Annotated in this window: 15 protein-coding genes; 13 read left to right on the forward strand and 2 right to left on the reverse strand. The window is 72.4% G+C overall.

Annotated features, from left to right (window positions below; translation table 11 throughout):
* The first annotated feature begins 1 nt into the window (after position 1).
* The gene (locus JOF37_RS13060; RefSeq protein ID WP_210007210.1) at positions 2 to 1,174 is read left to right on the forward strand and encodes a sensor histidine kinase; all 1,173 of its coding nucleotides are present in this window, start codon (positions 2 to 4) and stop codon (positions 1,172 to 1,174) included.
* Complete coding sequence (locus JOF37_RS13065; protein WP_210007211.1) at positions 1,171 to 1,827, forward strand: response regulator; 657 nt, start codon at positions 1,171 to 1,173, stop codon at positions 1,825 to 1,827. Before JOF37_RS13060 ends, JOF37_RS13065 begins: the two co-directional genes overlap by 4 nt.
* Before the next feature lie 15 nt (positions 1,828 to 1,842).
* Here the strand turns inward: JOF37_RS13065 and JOF37_RS13070 are convergent, their stop codons facing one another.
* Positions 1,843 to 2,508, reverse strand: coding sequence for an amino acid deaminase (locus JOF37_RS13070; RefSeq protein WP_271175090.1), 666 nt, complete (start codon positions 2,506 to 2,508; stop codon positions 1,843 to 1,845).
* 80 nt (positions 2,509 to 2,588) lie between these two features.
* Between JOF37_RS13070 and JOF37_RS13075 the strand changes: the two genes are divergently transcribed.
* From JOF37_RS13075 to JOF37_RS13100, 6 genes are read left to right on the forward strand one after another with little or no spacing between them, the layout of a single operon-like run.
* Positions 2,589 to 3,254: an HAD family hydrolase gene (locus JOF37_RS13075; protein ID WP_210007213.1), complete on the forward strand. Its 666-nt coding sequence runs from the start codon at positions 2,589 to 2,591 to the stop codon at positions 3,252 to 3,254.
* A 44-nt stretch (positions 3,255 to 3,298) separates the two neighbouring features.
* Complete coding sequence (locus JOF37_RS13080; protein ID WP_210007214.1) at positions 3,299 to 4,273, forward strand: phosphate/phosphite/phosphonate ABC transporter substrate-binding protein; 975 nt, start codon at positions 3,299 to 3,301, stop codon at positions 4,271 to 4,273.
* A complete protein-coding gene (phnC, locus tag JOF37_RS13085; RefSeq protein WP_271175091.1) occupies positions 4,270 to 5,088 on the forward strand; it encodes a phosphonate ABC transporter ATP-binding protein in 819 nt (272 codons plus the stop codon). Before JOF37_RS13080 ends, phnC begins: the two co-directional genes overlap by 4 nt.
* Positions 5,085 to 5,903, forward strand: a complete 819-nt coding sequence (phnE, locus tag JOF37_RS13090) for a phosphonate ABC transporter, permease protein PhnE (RefSeq protein ID WP_210007215.1) — start codon at positions 5,085 to 5,087, stop codon at positions 5,901 to 5,903. The genes phnC and phnE (JOF37_RS13090) overlap by 4 nt, the downstream gene beginning before the upstream one ends.
* Positions 5,900 to 6,733, forward strand: coding sequence for a phosphonate ABC transporter, permease protein PhnE (gene phnE / locus JOF37_RS13095; protein WP_210007216.1), 834 nt, complete (start codon positions 5,900 to 5,902; stop codon positions 6,731 to 6,733). Before phnE (JOF37_RS13090) ends, phnE (JOF37_RS13095) begins: the two co-directional genes overlap by 4 nt.
* Complete coding sequence (locus JOF37_RS13100; RefSeq protein ID WP_210007217.1) at positions 6,723 to 7,586, forward strand: MurR/RpiR family transcriptional regulator; 864 nt, start codon at positions 6,723 to 6,725, stop codon at positions 7,584 to 7,586. The genes phnE (JOF37_RS13095) and JOF37_RS13100 overlap by 11 nt, the downstream gene beginning before the upstream one ends.
* Positions 7,587 to 7,589: 3 nt before the next feature.
* On the opposite strand, the gene JOF37_RS13105 is transcribed toward JOF37_RS13100, so the two are convergent.
* The gene (locus tag JOF37_RS13105; RefSeq protein WP_210007218.1) at positions 7,590 to 9,131 is read right to left on the reverse strand and encodes a PucR family transcriptional regulator; all 1,542 of its coding nucleotides are present in this window, start codon (positions 9,129 to 9,131) and stop codon (positions 7,590 to 7,592) included.
* 90 nt (positions 9,132 to 9,221) lie between these two features.
* Between JOF37_RS13105 and gabT the strand changes: the two genes are divergently transcribed.
* The 5 genes from gabT to JOF37_RS13130 are packed head-to-tail and all read left to right on the forward strand — an operon-like array spanning position 9,222 to position 15,897.
* Positions 9,222 to 10,580 carry a 4-aminobutyrate--2-oxoglutarate transaminase gene (gene gabT, locus JOF37_RS13110; RefSeq protein WP_210007219.1) on the forward strand — a complete coding sequence of 453 codons (1,359 nt, stop codon included), beginning with the start codon at positions 9,222 to 9,224 and terminating at the stop codon, positions 10,578 to 10,580.
* A 40-nt stretch (positions 10,581 to 10,620) separates the two neighbouring features.
* On the forward strand, positions 10,621 to 11,979 hold the full coding sequence (locus JOF37_RS13115) for a flavin monoamine oxidase family protein (protein WP_210007220.1): 1,359 nt from the start codon (positions 10,621 to 10,623) through the stop codon (positions 11,977 to 11,979).
* Positions 11,976 to 12,878, forward strand: coding sequence for a universal stress protein (locus JOF37_RS13120; protein ID WP_210007221.1), 903 nt, complete (start codon positions 11,976 to 11,978; stop codon positions 12,876 to 12,878). The genes JOF37_RS13115 and JOF37_RS13120 overlap by 4 nt, the downstream gene beginning before the upstream one ends.
* The gene (locus tag JOF37_RS13125) at positions 12,875 to 14,434 is read left to right on the forward strand and encodes an APC family permease (RefSeq protein WP_210007222.1); all 1,560 of its coding nucleotides are present in this window, start codon (positions 12,875 to 12,877) and stop codon (positions 14,432 to 14,434) included. The genes JOF37_RS13120 and JOF37_RS13125 overlap by 4 nt, the downstream gene beginning before the upstream one ends.
* Positions 14,431 to 15,897, forward strand: coding sequence for an NAD-dependent succinate-semialdehyde dehydrogenase (locus tag JOF37_RS13130; protein WP_210007223.1), 1,467 nt, complete (start codon positions 14,431 to 14,433; stop codon positions 15,895 to 15,897). Before JOF37_RS13125 ends, JOF37_RS13130 begins: the two co-directional genes overlap by 4 nt.
* Positions 15,898 to 15,939: the final 42 nt, after the last annotated feature.

Raw genomic sequence — 15,939 nt, forward strand, 5'->3', positions numbered from 1 at the left:
CATGATCCGGCGCAGGTGGGTGGATGTCGCGGTGGGCGCCGTCATGGTGCTCGGCCTCGTCATCGTCGCGCTCGCCGAGACCGGGGCGCGGCTGCCGTGGGCGGTGGCGGGTCTGGCGCTGCTCGTGGTGGCATATCTCGCGGGGCGCCCGGCGATCGGGCTCGAGCGCCCGGCACGCTTCGCCGGCTTCCTGATCCTCGCGGTCGCGGCGGTCGTCGTCATGACCGCCGCGGAGCCGTCGCTCGCGACGATGCAGGTCATCGTCTACCCGCTCGTCTGGATCCTGGGGCCGAGCCGGCGCTGGGGAGTGGCCGGCTCGGTCGCCGTCGGAGCCGCCGTGCTCGCCGGCTACACCGCGGGTCTGGGGTTCTCCGCCGAGGTCTTGCGCGAGGCCGGGCTCGTGGCGGCGCTGTCGGTGGCCTTCTCGGTCGCGATGGGGTGGTGGATCAGCGCGATCGCGGCCTACGGCGACGAGCGCAGCCGGCTCCTCACCGAGCTCACGCATGCGCAGGAGCAGGTCGAGGCACTCAGCCGCGACGCCGGTGCGGCGCACGAGCGCGAGCGCCTCGCCCGCGAGATCCACGACACGCTGGCCCAGACGCTGGCGGGCCTGGTCATCCTGGCGGAGCAGGCGCGCCGGCGCGCGCACGCCGGCGACGCCGGTGCCGCCGCCTCGACCCTCACGCACCTCGAGTCGGTGGCCCGCGAAGCGCTCGATGAGACCCGGGCCATCGTCGCGCGCACAGCCGCCGTGCCGGGAGACCAGGCGCTCGAGGCCGCCGTGGAGCGCCTCGTCGACAGGTTCCGCCTCGACACGGGGCTGCAGATCGCGCTGACGGTGTCCGAGAGCGGCGAGCCGCTCGACCGCGATGCTCAGGTGGTGATCCTCCGCTGCCTGCAGGAGGGCCTCGCGAACGTGCGCAAGCACGCCGCTGCCGCGCGGGTCACGGTCGCCGTCGACCGCGACCCCGAGGGTGGGGTGCGCGTGAGGATCCGCGACGACGGGCGGGGCTTCGACACGGCGTCGCCGCGGCTCGGCTACGGACTCGACGGGATGGCCGAGCGCGTCTCGCTGGCCGGCGGGAGCGTCGCCGTCACCTCGACCGCGGGCGCCGGCACCGCCCTGACCGTGACCCTGCCGGCGACGGCCCGACCCATCGGGAGTGCGACATGATTCGCCTGCTCATCGCCGACGATCATCCCGTGGTGCGCGCGGGGCTCGCCGGCCTGCTCTCCGACGAGCCGGGCTTCGACGTCGTCGGTGAGGCGGCGGACGGGGGCGAGGCGACCGCCCTCGCCGCCGAGCTGCGGCCCGACGTGGTGCTGATGGACCTGCGGATGCCGCGCATCGACGGTGTCGCCGCGACGTCGCGCATCGTCGCCGCGCGGGGTGACGCCGCCGTGCCGCGCGTACTGATCCTCACGACCTACGAGAGCGACGACCAGATCCTCGCCGCCATCGAGGCCGGCGCGAGCGGATATCTGCTCAAGGCGGCGCCGCGGGAAGAGATCGTCGCGGGCATCCGCTCCGTCGCGGCGGGGCAGTCCGCCCTCTCGCCGTCCGTCGCGGTGCGTCTGGTGGAACGGATGCGGCACCCCGAGCCGGCGGCATCCGCTCTCACTCCGCGCGAGATCGACGTGCTGCGTCTCGTGGCGGCCGGTCATGGCAACAAGCGGATCGCGGTGGAACTCGGTATCGGCGAGTCGACCGTCAAGACCCACCTGCTGCGCGTCTACGACAAGCTCGGGGTCGACAGCCGGACGCGCGCCGTGACCCTGGCCCTCGAACGCGGCGTGCTGGGCGGCGGGGGATCGGCCGAGCGGTGATCGGCGGCCGGCCGCTCAGTCGACGGCGTTCCAGCGCACCCGATCGGGCTCGGCGTCCAGACCGGCCAGCAGCGCGGCGGCGTCGGCGACGGGGAAGGTCGTGACCAGAGCCACGCGCTCGGGATCGACGTTCTCGGGATCATTGCTCACGCCGATGCGCGCATAGACCAGCGCCGCCGGGCCGCTCGCGGCTGAGAGCGCGACGCGGAAGCTGCCGTCCCGTTCGTCACAGCGCACCGGCGCGGTCTCGAGCAGCGCGAGAGCGGCTGCCGTCACCCGCGCGAGCAACGTCGGACCGGGCGGCCAGGGCAGGAACGCCTCGTCGTCGAGACCCAAGGCGGTGGCGAGGTCGCCGCCGAGCCACCGTTCGCGTTTGAGGCCGTACGGGGTGGGGGTCGTCGACAGCAGGTAACCGTAGACGTGCAGCAAGCCGGCGTTGCCGATGGGCCAATCCGCCGTGAGCCCGGCGTCCCGGTGCAGTCGCTCGAAGACGGCGCGGGTGAGCACCGGCGCACCGACGTTCTCGTCGACGATGGTCGACCGCGCCCAGCGCGAGAACAGGCCGGATGCCGCATCGGCCGCGATCGACCGGGGGAGCCAGGGGACGGCTGCCCACGCCGCCTCGAGACGCCCGGCGTTCGCCGCCGCAGCGGCGGCATCGAGGCGATGGATGCCGTTCACTCGGCGTTCATCGGCTGTGGGATCTCTGTCCATGCGACCACCTCACGATGGACGAAGCGTCCACTCAGAAAGTCCGACTCGTGCCGAACCGCCCCCTCATCATCTTCGATTTCGACGGAACCGTCGCCCTCGGCGACGGCCCCGTGCTCGCCTACGCGCGAGCCGCCGCAGCGGCCGCGGCCGAGCCCGAGCGGTTCCTCGCCCGTGTCGACGCGGGTCTGCGACCCCGGGCCGCGACCGCTGAGCAGCCGCTCGACGCCTACGACGTCATCCGGGTCGCCGCGGTGGAGGCCGGGCTCGAACCCGACGCGCTCTCCCGCGCCTATCTGTCGAGCCGTTCCCTGCTCGGCACGTCGGAGGCGCCCGTCGAAGCACCCGTCGGGCTCGCCGCGGTGGCCGCCGCGCTCGAGGCCGATTGCGTTCTCGTCACCAATGCGCCCGCGATCCGGATCGCCGAGACCCTCGCAGCGCTCGGCCTCGGCGGCGCCTTCGCGCGGATCGTGACCGACGCGGGCAAGCCCGCCGGGCTCGACCGCCTGCTCGACGAGCCCGACGTGTCGGGTCGTCGCGTGCTGGCCGTCGGCGACATCTGGCGCAACGACCTCGAGCCCGCACATCGCCGCGGGCACGACACGGCGCTCGTGGGCCCCTGGTCCGACCCCGAGGCGACGCCGACGTTCCGCGCCGCCACCCTGACCGACCTGCTCCCGCGCATCGAGGCGTGGGCGGCGGCATCCGTCTCCTGATCCCGAACACCCACTCTCACCCCTCACACCCGAAGGACATCACCATGCGCACCACCCGCCTCTTCGCGGCCGCCGCCGTCACGGCCGTCGCCGCGATCGCCCTCGCCGGCTGCGCCGGCTCGCCCGCCGCCGGCGACACCCCCGCCGCAGCGGAAGACCCGAGCTCGCTCGTGCTCGCGCTCGTGCCCTCGCAGGACCAGAACGGCCTCGTCGAGACGGCCGCACCGCTGACGGACTACCTCACCGACGAGCTCGGTATCGAGGTCACCGGTGTCGTCTCGAAGGACTACCAGGCCGCCGTCGAGGCGATGGGCGCCGGCCAGGCGCAGATCGGGTTCCTGCCCTCGCTGCAGCTGTGGCAGGCCAACGACATGTACGACGCCGAGGTGGTGCTCCAGACCGAGCGCAACGGCAACATCAGCTACCCCGCGCAGTTCATGACCAACAACCCCGACAAGTACTGCGACGACGCCCCGGTCGAGCGCGACGGGATGCTGTTCTGCAACGGCGCCGACGCCATGACGGGGCCCGCCGGCCTCGACTCGATCACCAAGGTCGAGGGCGCCAAGGTCGCCGTGCTCGGCCCCGGCTCGCCCGCGGGCTACATCTACCCGATCCTGGCCCTGCAGGAGGCCGGCCTCGACACCGACAGCGACATCGAGCAGCTGCCCGTCACCGCCAACGACGCCTCCGTGCTCGCGGTCTACAACGGCGACGCCGAGGTCGGCTTCAGCTTCTGGGACGCCCGCACCATCGTGCAAAAGGACACCCCGGATGTCGGCCAGAAGGTCGTCGTGTTCGCAATGACCGAGGAGATCCCGAACGACGGCGTCGCCCTGAGTGCCGACCTGTCGCCCGAGCTGCGCGAGCGCATCGCCACGGCGCTCGAGGACTTCTCGAACACCCCCGAGGGCTCGGAGGTGCTGCAGAGCATCTACTCCATCACGAAGCTCGCCCCGGCCGACCCGGAGTCCCTCGACGTCGTCGCGCGCGCCGCGCAGGCTCTCGGACTGCAGTGATCGAGGCCACCGCAGGCGATGCCGGGGCTGCGGCCCCGGCATCGCCGTCCTCGATCCGGCTGCGCGACGTCACGGTGCGCTACCCGAACGGCACCGTGGGCCTGCGCGGCGTCTCGCTCGACATCCCCGCCGGCGAGATGGTCGCGGTGGTCGGGCTGTCGGGCTCGGGCAAGTCGACGCTCATCCGCACGATCAACGGGCTCGTGCCCATCACCTCGGGCTCGCTCTCGGTCGGCGACGTGCGGGTCGACGCTGCCCGCGGCCGTGAGCTGCGGCGGCTGCGCGGCGACATCGGCATGGTCTTCCAGGGCTTCAACCTCGCCGGGCGCACGAGCGTCATGAACAACGTGCTCGTCGGTCGTCTCGCGCACACGCCGGTCTGGCGCACCCTGGTCGGTGCCTACCGCGCCGACGACCGACGCCTCGCCTTCGAAGCGCTCGACCGCGTCGGCATGCTGGCGCGCGTGTGGGACCGCGCCTCGGCGCTGTCGGGCGGTCAGCAGCAGCGGGTCGCGATCGCCCGCGCTCTCGCCCAGCAGCCGCGCATCGTCCTCGCCGACGAGCCCGTCGCGAGCCTCGACCCGCCGACCGCGCACGGCGTGATGAAAGACCTGCAGCGCGTCAACGTCGACCTCGGCATCACGGTGCTGGTCAACCTGCATCTGCTCGATCTCGCACGCGCGTACGGTGTGCGCCTCATCGGGATGCGCGGGGGAGAGGTCGTCTACGACGGGACGGCGGCGGATGCCACCGACGCCGACTTCGCCGGCATCTACGGGCGCTCGCTGACGGCCGAGGACCGGCTGGACGCGTGAACGGCACGAGCACGGCTGCCCCCGCGCAGCTCCCGGTGCCGGCACGTCCGCCCGGTCGCGCCGTCCCCTGGATCGTCGCGGCGATCGTGGCCGCCATCACCGTCGTGACCTGTCTGCCGGGCATCGGCGTCGGCTTCGACCTGTCGGGCATCGTCCGCAACTGGCAGCACGGCGCCGACAAGATCCTCGGTCTGCTGCAGCCCGACTGGTCGTTCTTCCCGCGGACGGTCGCGCCGCTGCTCGAGACGCTGCAGATGGCCGTCATCGGCACCGTCGTCGGCGCCGCCCTGTCGCTGCCGCTCAGCTTCTGGGCGGCGCGGCCGACGAACCCGAACCGGTGGGCCCGGGGTGCCGTGCGCGCCGCCTTGAACATCGTGCGCAGCGTGCCCGATCTGCTGTCGGCGGCGATCCTCGTCGCCCTGGTGGGCGTCGGCGCCCTGCCCGGCATCCTCGCCCTCGTGCTCTTCAACGTCGGCATCGTCGTGAAGCTCGTGTCGGAGTCGATCGACGCGATGGACACCGGCCCGCTCGAGGCGGGACGCGCGGCCGGGGGCACGCAGCTGCAGATCAACCGAGCGCTCGCGCTGCCCGACACCTGGCCCGCCTACGCTGCGCAGACGCTCTACGTGCTCGAGCTCAACGTGCGGGCCTCGACGGTGCTGGGGCTCGTCGGCGCGGGCGGCATGGGGCTCATCATCGACGCCGTGCGCACCTTCTACCGGTACGACCAGCTGTCGCTCATCATCCTCGAGATCCTCGTCGTCGTGCTCGTCATCGACGCCGCGAGTTCCGCTCTCCGCCGGAGGCTCACGTGACCGCTCCCGTCCTCTCGCGCGCGCCCCGGACCGCCGTCCCGGCGACGCCCCACCGCCCGCGCCGCCCCGCGCGCTGGGTGATCGGTGCGACGGTGACCGTCGTCGTCGTCCTGGCGTTCTGGTCGGTCGACATCACCTGGGCGCGCCTGGCCGATCTGCCGTCCGAGCTGGTGCGCTACGGCTGGCTCATGTTCTCGTCGCCGACGTGGGAGAAGCTGCCCGACGCGCTGTGGCAGACCTGGCAGAGCGTGCAGATGGCGTGGGTGGGCACCGTCCTCGGCATCCTCATCGCGACGCCGCTCAGCCTCATCGCCGCGCGCGGCTTCGGTCACGCCTGGCTGCGGGCTGTGCTGCGTTTCGTGTTCTCAACGATCCGCGCGGTGCCCGAGATCATCTTCGCGATCATCATCCTCTCCATGACGGGGCTGACCCCGCTGACGGGCGCGCTCGCGCTCGCGATCAACGGCGTCGGCACGCTCGGCAAGTGGGGCTACGAGGCGGTCGAGGCCGTGCCGCCGGGCCCGATCGAAGCGGCTCGCGCGGCCGGCGGCAGTCCCGTGCAGGTGCTGCGGTGGGGGGTGTGGCCGCAGGCCACCCCGGTGTTCCTGTCGTTCTGGCTGTACCGCTTCGAGATCAACGTCCGCTCATCGGCCGTGCTGGGTCTCATCGGCGTCGGCGGCATCGGCGACATGCTGACGACGTACACCCAGTACCGTGAGTGGTCGACGGTGGGGATGCTGCTGATCGTGGTCATCGCGGTGACGATGGCGATCGACGGGATCTCGGGCCGCATCCGCCGACGGATCATGGAGGGCGCACGTGTCCGGTAACGCCCCGCCCACGGTTCGCATCCAGGCGCTGCGCAACAGCATGCAGCCGACCGAGCGGCGCGTCGCCGACGCGATCCTCGACGCACCCGACGAGGTCGTCGAGCTCACGGCCCAGCAGCTCGCCGACCGTGCCGGCGTCGCGCGCTCGTCGGTCGTGCGGGCCTGTCAGGCGTTCGGGTTCCGCGGCTACCCGCAGCTGCGAGTCGCGCTCGCCGCCGAGCTCGGCTCGGGCGCCCCGGCCGTCACCGACCACGGCGGCGGTGTGCTCGGGCGCCTGCGTACGGCGATCGACCGGGCGGCCGCGGCGCTGCCGGCCTCGACGAGCTTGCTCGACGCCGAGGGGCTCGAACGGGCCCGCGACGCCGTCGTCGGCGCCGGCCGCCTGCTCGTCGTGGCGAACGGGCTCTCGTCACCGATCGCGAGCGACCTCGCGATGCGGCTGACGGCGGCGGGGCGACCGGCCGAGGTCATCGCCGACGCGATCGCCCAGCAGATCTCGGCGCGCCAGCTCGGGTCGCGCGACGTGTGCGTCGTCGTCAGCGGATCCGGTGCGAACGAGGCGAGCCTGCGGGCCGCGTCGGCGGCCGCCCGCGGAGGAGCGGCGGTCGTCGCGATCACCTCGTTCGCGGCATCCCCTCTGGTCGATCTGGCCACGCACGCGCTGGTGATCGCGCCGGCGGGCACGAGCTTCCGCGACGAGCTCGAGCACACCTCGCGCGCGGCGCATGCGCTGTTCGTCGAGGCGTTCGTCGACGAGGTCGCGTCGCGGATGCCCGAGGCCGGTGGCGCGGTGCGGGCGCAGGTGCTCGAGATCCTCTCCGACAACCTCGGCGAGGCCGCACTCGACCGCTGACGGTCAGCTCGACAGGCGCAGGGCCGCCCACACCGCCGCGCGTTCGGGGAACGACGACAGGTCGCGCCCGAGCAGCTGCTGCGCGAGCGCGATCCGGGCGCGGATGGTGTGCCGGTGCAGGCCGAGAGCCCGGGCCGTCGCCTCGTGCGCGCCGTCGTGCTCGAGCCAGGCGACGAGTGTCGCGGTCAGCGCGGTGCCGTGGCGGGCGTCGTGGCCGCGCAGGCGCTCGAGCTCGGCGCCCGCCCGTGCCCGCGCGGCCGGCGTCGCGAGGTCGCCGAGCAGGTCGCCGGGAGCGTCGGCGATGTCGGTCGCGGTGCCGGGGCGGCCGCGGTCGCGGGCCAGGCGCGCGCGCTCGCGGGCCGCGACCAGGTCGGCGTCGGTCGCCGCGTCGGCGACGCCGAGGCGCCACGTCAGGCGCGAAGCGATGTCGTCGAGCAGCGGGCGGTCGGATGCCGCCGCCACGAGCAGCACGCCGTCGTCGTCGCGGCCGTAGAACAGCCGCCCGTTCGTGGCGAGGGTGTCGAGCAGCTCGCGGGCGCCCGTCGGCGCGGTGCTGTCGGCCAGCGCGACGACGTAGGGGGCGGATGGGTGACCGCCCCAGGCATCCGCGGCGACGTCCCGGACGAGCTCGGGACGGCCGCCGACGAGCAGGTCGACCAGTGCCGCGCGCAACCGGCTCCAGGCACCCGCCGTCATCCGCCGTTGCTCCAGGGCGAGCCCGGTCGTCGCGACGACCGCGGTCACGACCGCACGGGCCTCCTGGTCGAGGTCGACGCCCGCCGTGGCGAGGACGCCGCGACGCCCGCCGGAGCCGAGGGTCTGCAGAGTCACGGCCGTGCCGTGCAGACGCATCGCGGCGCCGGTCCCGCCGCCGCGGCGGAGGAGGGCGGCCGCTTCCGCGTCCACGGCCGCGCGCAGGCCCGCGTCCGCGGCGACCTCCGCGGGCCCATGCGCGTGCGACAGCGCACCGGAGGCGTCGTACAGCCCGACCCATGCTCCGAGCTGACGGGCCAGCTCGGCCAGCGTCGCGTCGAAGCCGTCGGGGCGCAGCGCCGCGAGCGCGAGGGCGCGCTGCGCGTCGAGCGCCCAGCTGCGCCGGGCGTAAGCCTGCGCCGCGATCGCCTCGGCGGCGGCTCGCGCGACGGCGATGAACGGCGTCCGATAGGGCACCTCGAACAACGGGATGCCGTCGCGCTCGCACGCGTCGCGCAACGGATCGGGGATGCCGTCGCGCACGACCTCGGTGCCGAAGCCCAGGCCGCGCACGCCGCGGGCGCGCAGACGCGCGACGTAGTCGTCGGCGCGGTCGATGCCGCCGTCGACGACGAACTGCGTGCCCGTCGTCAGCAGGACGACGTCCTCCGACAGGAACGGCGTGGGATCGGCGAGGTCGGAGCTGTGGACCCAGCGCACACCGGCGTCGAGCGCCGCGTCATCGGCTGCCGTCGCCAGGTGGAGATCGAGCTCGCGCCGGGCGAGCAGTGCGCGCAGCGTTGGGGCGGGTGCCGCGGTGAGCGCCGGGACGGGCGGCAGAGCAGAGGACATCGGCATCCTGTACGAACGGGCGATAAGAGGTGCGCTCACTGTACACGGCGGCGAGTGCGCGCGCGGCGGCCCGCGACTTACTGTCGCGGAATGAGCACCACGACCTCCACGCCGACCATCCCCCTCGGCGGCCCGACCCTCCCGCAGGAGCGTCGCGTCGTCACCGCGATCCCCGGGCCGCGCTCCGAGGAGCTGCTGGCGCGCAAAGCGGCGGCGGTGCCGGCGGGCGTCGGACACACCGCTCCGATCCATGCCGTGGCGGCCGGCGGTGGCGTCGTGGTCGACGCGGACGGCAACTCGCTCATCGACCTCGGGTCGGGCATCGCGGTGACCTCGGTCGGGAACGCGCACCCCGCTGTCGTCGCGGCGGTGCAGGCCCAGGTGGCGCAGTTCACCCACACCTGCTTCATGATCTCCCCGTACGAGTCGTACGTCGCCGTCGCCGAGGCCCTGAACCGGCTGACCCCGGGTGACCACGAGAAGAAGACGGCGCTGTTCAACTCCGGCGCCGAAGCGGTCGAGAACGCGGTGAAGATCGCACGCAAGGCCACGGGACGCTCGGCCGTCGTCGCGTTCGACCACGGCTACCACGGACGCACCAATCTGACGATGGCGCTGACGGCGAAGTCGATGCCCTACAAGAGCGGATTCGGGCCGTTCGCGCCCGAGGTCTACCGGGCGCCCCTGTCGTACCCGTTCCGCGACGGCCTCTCGGGTGCCGACGCCGCGGCGCGGTCGATCTCGCTGATCGAGAAGCAGATCGGCGCCGACAACCTCGCCGCCGTCATCATCGAGCCGATCCAGGGCGAAGGGGGCTTCATCGTCCCCGCAGACGGCTTCCTGCCCGCGATCGCCGACTGGTGCCGCGAGCATGGCGTCGTCTTCATCGCCGATGAGGTGCAGACCGGATTCGCCCGCACCGGCGCGATGTTCGCCAGCGAGCACTTCGGCATCGTGCCCGACCTCATCACGACCGCGAAGGGCATCGCCGCGGGCCTGCCGCTCGCCGCGGTCACCGGGCGCGCCGAGATCATGGACGCCTCGCACCCCGGCGGTCTCGGCGGCACCTACGGCGGCAACCCGGTGGCCTGCGCCGCCGCCCTCGCCGCGATCGACGCATTCGAGAATGACGGGCTCATCGAGCGGGCGCAGCAGCTCGGCCAACGCCTCACGGCACGGCTCGAGGCCCTGCGCGCGGCCGACCCGCGCGTCGGCGATGTACGCGGGCACGGCGCCATGATCGCCGCCGAGTTCGTCGACCCGGCGACGGGTGCGCCCGATGCCGCCCTGACCTCGGCCGTCGCGAAGGCGTGCATCGCACAGGGCGTGATCGTGCTCACGTGCGGCACCTACGGCAACGTCATCCGCTTCCTGCCGCCGCTGTCGATCACCGACGAACTGCTCGACGACGGGCTCGATGTCGTCGCGGCCGCGCTCGCGGCGGCCTGATCGGCCCACGGAAACCCAGCATCGGAACGAAGGAGTCGCAATGAGTGAGATCACCCGGGACGTCGCGATCGTCGGGGCCGGCGCCGCCGGCCTGACGGCCGCGAACGACCTGCGAAAGGCGGGCCTCTCGGTCGTCGTGCTCGAAGCGCGCGAACGCGTCGGCGGTCGCCTGTGGACCGAGGAGATCGACGGCGCGATGCTCGAGCTCGGCGGGCAGTGGGTCTCGCCCGACCAGCACGCGCTGATCGAGACGCTGGCCGACCTCGGGCTCGAGACCTACGAGCGCTACCGCGACGGCGACAGCGTGTACGTCGGTCCGAACGGTGAAGCTCGGCGGTTCCGGGGAGAGATGTTCCCGGTGGCCCCCGAGACCGAGCGCGTGATCGACGAGATCACCGAGCGCCTCGACGCCATGGTCGCCGAGATCGACCCCGACCGGCCCTGGGCGCACGAGCGCGCCGCCGAGTGGGATGCGATCTCGTGGGACGCATGGCTGCGGCAGCAGACCGATGACGACGAGGCGGTGCGCAACCTCGCGTTCGCCACCGGGTCGGCGATGCTCACGAAGCCGACGCACTCCTTCTCGCTGCTGCAGTCGCTGCTCATGGCCGCCTCGGCGGGGTCGTACTCGCACCTGGTCGACGCCGACTTCATCCTCGACAAGCGCGTCGTCGGCGGCCTGCAGCAGGTTCCGCTGCGTCTGGCCGAGCGACTGGGCGAGGACGTCCTGCTGAACCAGCCGGTGCGCACGATCGAGTACACGGATGCCGGTGCCGTCCTGCGCACCGACGAGGTCACGGTGCGCGCCCGCCGCGTCGTGCTGGCCGTGGCCCCCGTGCTCTACAACCGCATCACCTTCGTGCCGCCGCTGCCGCGGCTCAAGCACCAGATGCACCAGCACTTCTCGATGGGGTTCGTCATCAAGGTGCACGCCGTCTACGATCGCCCGTTCTGGCGCGAGCAGGGGCTGTCGGGCACCGCCTTCAGCCCGTACGAGCTCTCGCACGAGGCATACGACAACACGAACCACGAGGACGAGCGGGGCACGCTCGTCGCGTTCGTGTCGGACCGCACCGCCGACGACCTGTTCCGCCTCTCCGCCGACGAGCGCCGCGAGCGGATCCTCGAGTCGCTCTCGCACTACTACGGCCCCCAGGCGAAGGAGCCGATCGTCTACTACGAGAGCGACTGGGGCAGCGAGGAATGGACCCGCGGCGCGTACGCGGCCAGCTTCGACCTCGGCGGCCTCACCCGCTACGGCGCCGACCAGCTCGAGCTGGTCGACCCGCTCCACGTCGCCTGCAGCGACCTCGCGGGCCTGGGCTACCAGCACGTCGACGGGGCGATCCGCATGGGTCACCGCGTCGCCGACGAGATCCTCGCGGCGGAGCGGGCATGAGCGCGCCCGCCCCCGGCGACCGCATCGTCGTCGGCTACACGGCGACCAAGGCCGGGCGTGACGCGGTCGCGTTCGCGAGCCGCCTGGCCGCGGCATCCGGCGCCGCGCTGCACCTCGTGCTCGTCCTCCCCGCGCAGAAGCCGGGGATCGTGCCGCCCGACGCCGGGTACGAGCGGCTCGTGCGCGAGCAGGCGGCCGGTTGGCTGCGCGACGGTGCCGCGACGGTGCCCGAGAGCATCCCGCACCGCGCGCACGTGCGCTACGGCGAGTCGGTCGCGGCCGGTCTCGTCGACACGGCGGACGAGCTCGGCGCCTCGCTGATCGTCATCGGTGCCGCAGACGGCGGCAACCGCGGGCGCCATCGCCTCGGCACGACCGCGACCGAGCTGGTGCACTCCTCCGATGTGCCGGTGGCTCTCGTCCCGCGAGGCGCGCGTCGCATCACGCACGAGACCGGCATCACCCGGCTCACCGCGGCGGTGGGGGAGCGCGAGGGGACGCAGCTGCTGGTCGAGGAGACGATCCGGCTCGCCGGGTCGACGGGCGTGCCGGTGCGGCTGCTCTCGCTCGTCGCGCTCGACCTGCCCGCCGGTCTCGACACGGGTGCGATCCGCACCGTGGGCGACACCCACGCGCAGGAGGTGCTGGACGAGGTGCGGTCGGCCCTTCCCGCCGACGCCGAGGTGACGGCGACCGTCGCCGCCGGCGACGGGATCGAGGATGCCGCTGCCCAGCTCGAGTGGGAGGCCGGCGAGATCGTCCTCGTAGGCTCCAGCAGACTCGCGCAGCCGCGGCGGCTCTTCCTCGGGTCGACGGCGGCCCGGATGCTGCGCGTCGTGACCGCCCCCATGATCGTGGTGCCCCGCACCCGCAGCGAACGCGAAGGAGCGAGCGCATGACCAGAGCAGAAGCGTCCCAGGTGCCCGCGGGTGACCCCGTCACGGGAGGCATCTCCCGCAAGGGGTTGAGCGCCGGGACGGTGGGCCTGCTCGGCGCTGTCGTCATCGGCATCTCGTGCATCGCCCCGGCCTACACGTTCACAGCGGCCGTCGGGCCGACGGCATCCGTCGTGGGACTCCAGGTGCCGGCGATCGTGCTCGTCGGGTTCATCCCGATGCTGCTCGTGGCGTTCGGCTACCGCGAGCTCAACAACCGGATGCCCGACTCGGGGACGAGCTTCACATGGGCCACCCGGGCGTTCGGTCCGTGGGTCGGCTGGATGGCGGGGTGGGGTCTGGTCGCGGCGACGATCCTCGTGCTGTCGAACCTCGCGGGCGTCGCCGTAGACTTCCTCTTCCTGTTGATCGCCCAGCTGACCGGGCAGGAGGCGATCGCCGACCTCGCCGCCGTCACGTGGATCAACGTGCTCGTGTGCGTGCTGTTCGTCGCAGCCGCGACCTTCGTGTCCTATCGCGACATGCAGACGACGCAGAAGCTGCAGTACGGCCTCGTCGCCTTCCAGGTGCTCGTGCTCGTCTTCTTCGCCGGCGCCGCGATCGTCGAGTCGTTGTCGGGCAACGCGTTCGACGCGACATCCTTCGACTGGTCGTGGTTCAACCCGTTCGCCGTGCCCTCGTTCAGCGCCTTCGCCGCCGGCCTCTCGCTGTCGATCTTCATCTTCTGGGGGTGGGATGTCACCCTGACGATGAATGAGGAGACGAAGGATCCCGAGCGCACGCCGGGGCGCGCCGCGACGATCACGGTCGTCATGATCGTCGCCCTCTACCTGCTGCTCTCGATCGCGATGATCATGTTCGCCGGCGTCGGAACCGGTGACCTGGGGCTCGGTAACGAGGACATCCAGGAGAACGTCTTCTTCCACCTGTCCGGTCCGATCCTCGGGCCGCTGGCCTTCCTCGTGTCACTCGCGGTGCTGACCAGCTCGGCCTCGTCGCTGCAGTCGACGATCGTCGGCCCGGCCCGCACCCTGCTCGCGATGGGTCACTACGGGGCATTGCCCGAGAAGTTCGCGAAGGTCAGTCCGCGCTTCTTCACCCCCGGGTACGCGACCGTCGTCTCGGCCGTCGTCGCCTCCGGGTTCTACGTCGTGATGCGCATCGTCAGCGAGAACGTCCTCTGGGACACGATCCTCGCCCTGGGCATGATGATCTGCTTCTACTACGGGCTCACCGCCTTCGCCTGCGTCTGGTATTTCCGCCGGCAGTGGTTCGACTCGACCCGCAACGTCTTCTTCACCTTCCTGTTCCCGCTGATCGGCGGCGTGATCCTCGCCGTGCTGTTCGTGACGACGCTGATCGACACGATGGACCCCGCGTACGGCAGCGGCTCGCAGATCGGGGGCATCGGACTGGTGTTCATCCTCGGGGTGGGCGTCATCCTCATCGGCGTCGCCGTGATGGTGTGGCAGGCCGTGACGCGCCCGGCATTCTTCCGGGGAGAGACACTGACCAAGGACGCGCCGGTGAGCCGGCGCCGGAGAGGAGTGACGCGATGACGCACGAGGACGAGACCCGGCTGCTCGCGGGGCTGCAGCGCGGCCTGTTCATCGGCGGCGAATGGGTGGATGCCGAGGGCGGCGCGACTTTCGCCGTCACCGACCCGGCGACCGGACGCACGCTCGTCGAGATCGCCGACGCGTCGCCCGCCGACGGCATCCGTGCCCTCGACGCCGCGGTCGCTGCCCAGGAGGACTGGGCCGCCACGCCGCCGCGCACCCGCAGCGACATCCTTCGCCGCGCGTTCGACCTCGTCCAGGAGCGCCGCGAAGACCTGGCGCTGCTCATGACCCTCGAGATGGGCAAGCCCCTGGCCGAGGCGCGCGGCGAAGTCACGTACGGCGGCGAGTTCCTGCGGTGGTTCAGCGAGGAGGCGGTGCGCATCTCCGGGCGCTACGGGCTGAACCCCGAGGGCACGGGGCGGATGGTCGTCTCGCAGCGCCCGGTGGGCCCGTCGTTCTTCATCACGCCCTGGAACTTCCCGCTGGCGATGGCCACACGCAAGATCGCGCCGGCGCTCGCGGCGGGGTGCACCGTCGTCATCAAGCCGGCGGCGCTCACCCCGCTGACGACGGTGCTGTTCGTGCAGCTGCTCGAAGAGGCCGGGCTTCCGGCGGGCGTCGTGAACGTCGTCAACGCGACGCGCTCGAGCGAGGTCGCCGCGCCGATCATCGCCGATCCCCGGTTGCGCAAGCTCTCGTTCACGGGGTCGACGCCGGTCGGGCGCAAGCTCATCGAGCAGGCCGCCGAAGGCGTGCTGCGGGTGTCGATGGAGCTCGGCGGCAACGCGCCCTTCGTCGTGTTCGACGACGCCGACCTCGACAAGGCGGTGGACGGTGCGATGCTGGCGAAGTTCCGCAACATCGGGCAGGCGTGCACGGCGGCCAACCGCTTCATCGTGCACGAGTCGGTCGCCGACGAGTTCGCCGATCGCCTGACGGAGCGGGTCGCCGCGATGAAGGTCGGCCGGGGCACGGAGGACGGCGTGCAGATCGGGCCACTGATCGACGACCGCGCCGTCGCGAAGACGCGCGATCTCGTCGACGACGCCGTCTCGCGGGGCGCGACCCTGCGCACGGGCGGGTCGGCGATCGAGGGCGAGGGCAGCTTCTTCGAGCCGACCGTCGTCACCGAGGTCGTCGCGGGCAGCGACATCCTGCGCGAGGAGATCTTCGGCCCGGTGCTCGCCATCGCGACGTTCTCGGACGAGGACGAAGCGGTGCGGCTCGCCAATGACACCGAGTACGGGCTCGTCTCGTACGTCTTCACCCAGGACCTGGCGCGCGGACACCGGATGATCGATCGGCTCGAGACGGGCATGATGGGCCTGAACGTCGGGGTCGTGTCGAACGCCGCGGCGCCCTTCGGCGGCGTCAAGCAGTCCGGCGTCGGACGTGAGGGAGGGCTCGAGGGCATCCACGAGTACCTCTCGACGAAGTACACCCTGATCCCGGCCGACTGACCCGCGACGACCGTTGACATCGACGAGCGTTGAAGAAGGAGA

Origin of the sequence: Microbacterium imperiale (genome assembly GCF_017876655.1) — a bacterium.
GTDB classification, from domain to species: domain Bacteria; phylum Actinomycetota; class Actinomycetes; order Actinomycetales; family Microbacteriaceae; genus Microbacterium; species Microbacterium imperiale.

Coding starts and splice junctions, on each gene's coding strand:
- JOF37_RS13060 (WP_210007210.1), top strand. CDS start 2: ATGATCCGGCGCAGGTGGGTGGATGTCGCGGTGGGCGCCGTCATGGTG.
- JOF37_RS13065 (WP_210007211.1), top strand. CDS start 1,171: ATGATTCGCCTGCTCATCGCCGACGATCATCCCGTGGTGCGCGCGGGG.
- JOF37_RS13080 (WP_210007214.1), top strand. CDS start 3,299: ATGCGCACCACCCGCCTCTTCGCGGCCGCCGCCGTCACGGCCGTCGCC.
- JOF37_RS13105 (WP_210007218.1), bottom strand. CDS start 9,131: ATGTCCTCTGCTCTGCCGCCCGTCCCGGCGCTCACCGCGGCACCCGCC.
- gabT (WP_210007219.1), top strand. CDS start 9,222: ATGAGCACCACGACCTCCACGCCGACCATCCCCCTCGGCGGCCCGACC.
- JOF37_RS13115 (WP_210007220.1), top strand. CDS start 10,621: ATGAGTGAGATCACCCGGGACGTCGCGATCGTCGGGGCCGGCGCCGCC.
- JOF37_RS13120 (WP_210007221.1), top strand. CDS start 11,976: ATGAGCGCGCCCGCCCCCGGCGACCGCATCGTCGTCGGCTACACGGCG.
- JOF37_RS13125 (WP_210007222.1), top strand. CDS start 12,875: ATGACCAGAGCAGAAGCGTCCCAGGTGCCCGCGGGTGACCCCGTCACG.
- JOF37_RS13130 (WP_210007223.1), top strand. CDS start 14,431: ATGACGCACGAGGACGAGACCCGGCTGCTCGCGGGGCTGCAGCGCGGC.